At 29.1% G+C, this 2,506-nt stretch carries 2 protein-coding genes; one reads left to right on the top strand and one right to left on the bottom strand.

Features of this window, described 5'->3' with window-relative positions; translation table 11 throughout:
• Window positions 1–495, top strand: a 495-nt coding sequence (locus HMPREF3241_RS03465) for an oleate hydratase (protein ID WP_176746657.1), incomplete at its 5' end; no start/stop codon positions are given.
• Between the two features lie 1,359 nt (window positions 496–1,854).
• Here HMPREF3241_RS03465 and HMPREF3241_RS03455 read toward each other — a convergent pair.
• Window positions 1,855–2,460 carry a recombinase family protein gene (locus HMPREF3241_RS03455; protein WP_002447393.1) on the bottom strand — a complete coding sequence of 202 codons (606 nt, stop codon included), beginning with the start codon at window positions 2,458–2,460 and terminating at the stop codon, window positions 1,855–1,857.
• Window positions 2,461–2,506 lie beyond the last annotated feature (46 nt).

Here is a 2,506-nt window from a genome sequence, read left to right as displayed (position 1 = left end):
ACTGAGTGTACAGGTAGTGAAATCTGTCAAGAGTGGTTATATCATATGGGCGTGCCACAAGATGAGTTAGTTGAATTAGCACAAACAGAATGCAATACAATCCCAGTTTATATGCCTTATGTAACTGCATATTTCATGCCTAGAGCATACAAAGATCGTCCATTGGTTGTTCCTAATGGTTCTAAAAACTTAGCCTTTATAGGTAACTTTGCTGAAACAGAACGTGATACAGTATTCACAACTGAATATTCTGTACGTACAGCTATGGAAGCTGTATATCAATTATTAGAAGTAGATAGAGGTGTACCTGAAGTGTATGCTTCTGAATTTGATGCACGTGTGCTTATGGATGCTTATTATCAATTAAATGATCGTAAATCATTACCTGAATTAGTTAATAATAACTTCATTAAACGTTCAGTTTTGAAAAATGCGATGAAAAAAATACAAGGCACTTTCATTGAAGAATTATTACGCAAACATAAGTTGTTATAAAAATTACACGGTGAGTCTCAAAAAGTAAGAAAAACATTGCATAAAAACAACAAATATTATAGAATCATAAATATCTCTTTGTATATTTAATTATTTCGACACGCTGATGTTGAAAACTCAATCTACTAACTCTTGAGTTCTAACGTTATCTAGTACACCAAGCTAGATAACGTTTTTTTATTATAAAATACATTAAATTAGTTTTAAAAAGTGGCCCATCTAAATATATATTAATGTATAACTTAATATCGTTTAACATCACGTTATACATATTGATTAAAAACAGCTCACGTTTTAATTTTTGAATAGTTGTCGCACACAAACTTTGGCCAGGGAGTGGACGACTTCTTTTTTATTTTGCTATTAATATAGAAGTGTCGAAAAGTTTAGTCTTATAGACTAAACTTTTTTATTACAAAAATATTCAATCATTCTAAATCCTATAATGCCTAAAAATACTATTAAAAAAACTCCTATAAGCTTATCATTACTGCCTAGTATTATTATCAAAATCCCACATATGATAAACCAAACAATCTTTATAAAACTTTGTAAGTCACTCACATTATCCCTCTTTAACAACAAATCTAAATCCTATTTTAATATAATACTCTTATTGTATTATGTCGACGATTCTATGCTCTCACCAACAAATAGATTTTATCGGCATAATTGTGTATTTCTCATCTTGCATATTTGTTATAATCATTATAGGAGTTAATACTTCCTTCTTTGATGACAATGGGGGTTAAAAGACCCTCTTTCTTATTATATAATGTAAAAACAAAAAACTACTTGCTATATCGTAGCAAAAACCTTATATTTTACTGGCAAATTATAGGTAGTGATAACTATGGTAGGGAAAAGATTAAAGGTACTATGTATGAGTATCTCGACCTCCAATTACACCAATTAGGATTAATACATTAAACAAAAATGACAATATATAAAAGATTCTTTCTCCTAATGAACTTACAATAATATTCTCGTTCAACCCTATAATCAAACAAGCGATAAAAATACCAATAATAATACTCAGATAAATTTTATTTTTTATCAACATAGAATCACCCTTAAAAATAAATTCGCTTTTAATATTAGCTGTGCATTCCCCCTTTTAAATTCCAAACCACTTATATTAACTAACAAAAAAGGAGGAAATACTAATATAAATTTATTACTCCTCATGTGTAAGTTACACAAAGGGACAATATAATCATTTCAAGTGTCTATCTAAATATAGTGCTAATGATTAATAAGTAAGTAAGTTTAATTATGAACATTATAATACTAATTATTAGAGTTTTTAGACTCTGTGAGAGCTTCTTATTTGCATTGACAATCAATTTATCAATATAATTATAATTCCTTATCATGTTTAATTCTATAAACCGTCTGTCTTGTAATATTCACTTCTTTCGCAATATTACTAATGCTCTTACCTTCCTCTAACATTTCTAAAACTCGATGATAAATAATGCGTTTCTGTGGATCTTTTGCATTCGCAGAATACAATAATGGTCGTCCTTTGTATACACCTTTTTCTTTCGCCACTTTAATCCCTTGTGCTTGTCTACGTTTACTTTCATTTCTTTCTTGTTCTGAAACCATTGCTAATATTTGAATAATTAAGTCTTTCATAAATTTATCTAATAATGGATTACCAATGACTTCATTCATCATAGGTAAGCTAGTAATCATTAATTGTACTTCTTTATCTTTTAAATAATTAACGGTATGAATTACTTCATCGTAATTACGACCTAAACGATCAATGGATTCTACTATAAACCGATCACCCATTCTCACAAAGTTAAGTGCTTCTTGAAGTACTGGTCTATTTTCAACTGATTTTCCTGATTGTTTTTCTGTAAAAATTTTCTCTACGCCAAACGTTTTTAAATTTTCGAGTTGTCTTTCTAAATTTTGATCGATTGATGATACTCTCGCATAGCCAACAATCATTTATTTCCACCTCGCAATTAATATACACCCTAATCATACGTTTTAG

This window comes from Staphylococcus sp. HMSC34G04 (assembly GCF_001838765.1).
Lineage (GTDB): Bacteria > Bacillota > Bacilli > Staphylococcales > Staphylococcaceae > Staphylococcus > Staphylococcus epidermidis.
Note: the sequence above shows the minus strand (reverse complement) of the source record. Positions and strands in the feature narration are given on the sequence as shown.

Bases quoted from the DNA above. Each gene is read 5' to 3' on its own strand.
- HMPREF3241_RS03455 (WP_002447393.1), bottom strand. From the start codon at position 2,460: ATGATTGTTGGCTATGCGAGAGTATCATCAATCGATCAAAATTTAGAA.